Source organism: Methylobacter sp. Wu1 (assembly GCF_036553575.1).
Taxonomy (GTDB): domain Bacteria; phylum Pseudomonadota; class Gammaproteobacteria; order Methylococcales; family Methylomonadaceae; genus Methylobacter.
The window spans coordinates 1-4093 of the sequence record NZ_JAZHOC010000077.1 but is presented as its reverse complement, the minus strand read 5'-3'; the positions used below and the strand labels follow the sequence as shown (position 1 = coordinate 4093).

Here is a 4093-nt window from a genome sequence, read left to right as displayed (position 1 = left end):
TATTCGATCAGGGTATTGAGTTGAAACCCCAGAACGATAGGGCCTTTGAACGGGTTGTGCACAATTTGTAGCCACTTATGCTTGTCATGGAACAAATTGAAGTCATCCGAAGCGTTACGCGCGGCTTCGATATGAAGCTGATCGAAAATAAACGGTTGTTTATTCATTAGTTCGTCTCCTTGATTCACATCCGGCGGGGCATTTCTGTCACGCCCGTTTTAGTTATTACATTATCGATAAGGATGCAATGGAGTATAAAGATAACATTGTTTCAGGCGTTAGAGACGGGGTAAAAGCCCCCGCCTCGCAGAGTATCAGCTTCCATTAACACCTTATAAGCCATCTCGAACCAATATAACTCATAGACACGATGCCTTAGTCAGCCAACCGTATAAATCACCCACATCCACTAAAACACGTTCAGGGCCTAGGTAATAAACATGGTTGTCACTGGCTGACACCCCTACATAAGCGTTTGTCTGGCTGTAATAGCGATAAGTATAGGGCGATTGAAATTGTGATTTTGCCCCAGCTGGAGAAAATAAGTTTGAGTAATTACGTTCCGCCCAATCCAGAAGACACTCCGTACGGGACTTGTGTCCAAGGATGCTTTGCATCATCTGCTGCCTAGCATCCACTTTGTCATCTTTAAGCGCAGATTCAGGGTTAACCGCTTGTGAAGATATGTCGCCGGAGGATGTCAGTTCGGCCGATGCATAGGCGAAAGGGGCAACATCTTGCTGGCAGCTAGCTCCAGCGCCGGGAATTTTGGAGGTGAGCAGATAGTTAGACACTGCCTGGTCCACGCAGGATGAGAGAAACAGTGACGTATGTCCCCAGCCTTCGAGCGTCAGCAGGGCTGAGTTGGGCAGGAGGCCGTGCGTTTGCACGGCGCCTTCATACGGTGTTAAAGGGTCGAAACGGTTGGCAACCAGGAGTATCGGTCTTGAAGACTTGCGGGTAAACGGACCGAGATAACGGTCTGGATCGTTACCCTGCCAAACGGCACAAGGGCTGGATTGCCAGGCCGTGAGGCGCCCAAATACCCCATCATTGGCCTCAGCGGCTTCTCCTGCCAAGGACCAAGCCTCGTAATTATCGGGATTGATGGAATCGCTGCACATGACCGCGAATTGCTGGGCGGCGAGTGCCTTACCATCGGGACTGGGTATGTCGCCAAGGGCGGCAAATAAAACAGCAAACGCACGTCCCGCTCTAATAGCCGCGTCTTCAGAACCGGTGATAATAGTGGCGTGAATTTCATTCAAGACGTTCGCCAGCAACGGCCATCCCGATGAATTCACCAGCGCGCCGAAAACCGTTTCAAGGAATCGGTCATAGGTAAGGTCGACGGGACCGAAGAGCGGATGAATTATCTGGACAGGAGCCGTCCGCAGGTGATTGACCAGGAAATCAAAATTGCTGGCCGCCGCATTGCCGAAGGGACACTGAGCGACACCCGCTTGATCGCAAAGACGCAAGAATTCATTCAGCGTCGCCTGCGCCCCTTCATCTCTGGGAAGCCTCGTGGTGACAGGTATATTGTATCCCTCGTTGCCATAGCCGGTAGTGTAGGCTATGGGATCAACAACGCCGTCCAGAACCATGGCCCGGATCTTGTTAGGAAACAGGTTCGCATAAGTGATGCCGAGAAAGCTTCCATAGCTGTAGCCCACATAATTGAGTTGGCTATCGCCCACGGCCTGGCGGAGCAGATCAAGATCCCGGGCTACGTTAGCGGTTGACATATGATCAAGCACACTGCCGCCCTTAGCTTTGCAGGCACTGGCCATCGTCCTGTCGAAATCTGCCCACAAGGCTTCTTCGGCAGGATTCTGCGGGAAAAAGAACGGCGGAACAGCAACTGGGCCGTTAAAGCACACCAGAGGACTGCTGCGGCCTATTCCGCGCGGATCGAAGCCTATCACGTCGAAGTGTTCGCGGATGTTTGGAGGAAGAAAGGGGCCGGCGCCGAGCACGAAGTCGACTCCCGAATTACCAGGCCCGCCGGGGTTGAAGAAAAGCGATCCAACTTTTCTTCCACGACGTACGCTTGCCGGCAATTTAATCAAGGCCAGAGTGAGTTTTTCCCCTTTAGGTGCATTATAGTCGAGAGGTACATCGACAGATCCGCAAAAAAATGGGAGCCCAGACTCTCGATAACACGTTTGCCAGTTTATAGTTGGCGGTTTCTTATCTCCGCCTTGATGTGCCGCGGCCATTCCGGGAACAAGTAACAACAGCAGTATACTAGGCCACCGATGAAAAAATTTAAGAAACATAGTCACACCCCTTTGTATAAGTTTTTAATAGGTTCTGTTGCGTTAATTTTTGATAGGCACAGATGGACTATCGGCTTACAGAATTCAGGTGTTAATCTTGTTTTTATCTTACTGCCCACCCGCCACATCATTTCCTTTAATAGCGGCAAGGCGTTTTTCTAACACATGGAATAAGCGGCCAGATAAATAAAGCTAGGCGGCATAGATAGGTCAATGGCTGAAAGCATTAGCGGTTGAAGCTGCGCCTAAAGCCAACAGGATGCCTGCGGTTAAGATATTTCTACTGGATTGGCTCACATCCAAGACTCCATATGAGATAGAAGATCATCAGATAGGCTCTGATGTATTGGGATCAGCTAGAAAAACCGGAATTATATTGGTGATCTTTCTAGCTCAACCTGGACAGTAGTTTCATTCACAATCGCCTAGAATTTCCATAGAACCAGTTTCAAAAAATACATAAAATCTAAAGAAACGCTTGAAGCAATTGAGCCTAAAACCAGCAGAATTGATGTATTTGGATCAGCCGGAAAAGCCGTATACTGCTTCGGCGAAGTTACCAGCTCAGCCACGACCTTAGTTTTGAGCAAGCAGACCTTAAATCTCCATAGAACGAATTTCAAAAAATACTTAAATCTGAAGAGATGCTTAAAAAGTAATAGACATAACGCATGGTTATTTGAAGTAAAAAGGGCAACCGGAAATCTGGCGCAGAAAAATTGAGCAAAATTAATTGGGCTGTATTGACATTTTCTGGCAGTCTCATAGAAATTGCGCCATTTTTAAGCAATGACGACCCGACGGGTGCTCAGCGATAATGAATGGTGATGTATTTTTTCCGATTCTGGCAGACGCATCAGCATGTCCGCTGGGATTCGCCCTAACGGGCAAGCGGAAAATTTGTTGGCGTTAGCGCCTGAATGTGTACAAGGAGGGGCGGCGGATAAAGGCTATGGCAGCGATGCCTTATTGGAATCTTACAGCACCAAGCCCTTGAGGCGGCCATTCCGCCTCGTAGTTGCCAGAGTAGAGCCTGTGGCCGGTTGATTGATAAAGAACATCATTTGATTGAATGCTTTTTCAACAAGATCAAACACTACCGTCAAATTTTTTCCCGATTCGAGAAACTCGCCCGGAATTACTCGGGGTTTCTGCGTTTTGCCTCAGCTTCGATTCGGCTGTAGTGAAATGTCAACATAACCTAATAAGGAAGATTTTTGAGTATGTCCTTTAAAGAAACAAGGTTCAGCGTCATTCTGAATAACACGTCATTGTTGTGCAACAAACCGTAACAATGATAGGTTCTCAGCATGATGTTGGTCTGATTCAAGGTATTGCTGCTTGATTCCGGGCATTGATCCACCAGAATATGCAGCTTTTCATTGTTTTTAAGCAAGCTTAAAGAGCGCCGATCCACTGAAATTTCATGAGAGGTATAAACCATAGGATTGCGCTTAAAGTCATGATTTTCTAACTGCGCCTTTTCCAATAAGGCGCCGGAGCTCAGGCTGCAAGGAAAGATCTCGGGATACTGCGCAGTTTGCGTTAACTCATCGAAATAATCCGATTGCTCGGCGAAAGACCCGGAGAGAAAGTTTTTAACCGAGCCATTATTGAGAAATTTACGCTTAAGAAAATAATCCGTGCCGGGCACCCTGGTGCAATCCGGAACCTCATCGAGATCCGGCAGATTGTCAAGTTTAGTGTCGGCTAAAAACAGTGGCGCTTGCGTTTCTTTTTTAAAGCCCAGCAGCACGGTTTTGTCGTCCGATTTCATGGCAATGCGATTGCCGAGCGTCAGGCTGGGGATC

Annotated in this window: 1 protein-coding gene and 1 pseudogene; both read right to left on the bottom strand. The window is 48.1% G+C overall.

The window, feature by feature from the left end; all coding sequences use genetic code 11:
- Positions 1 to 359: 359 nt before the first annotated feature.
- Positions 360 to 2282, bottom strand: coding sequence for an alpha/beta hydrolase (locus tag V2P20_RS18170; protein ID WP_331820819.1), 1923 nt, complete (start codon positions 2280 to 2282; stop codon positions 360 to 362).
- Between the two features lie 1201 nt (positions 2283 to 3483).
- A pseudogene (locus V2P20_RS18165) lies at positions 3484 to 4093 on the bottom strand (hypothetical protein); the annotation flags it as partial.

Excerpts from the sequence above, each read along its gene's own strand:
- V2P20_RS18170 (WP_331820819.1), bottom strand. The coding sequence starts at position 2,282 with ATGTTTCTTAAATTTTTTCATCGGTGGCCTAGTATACTGCTGTTGTTA.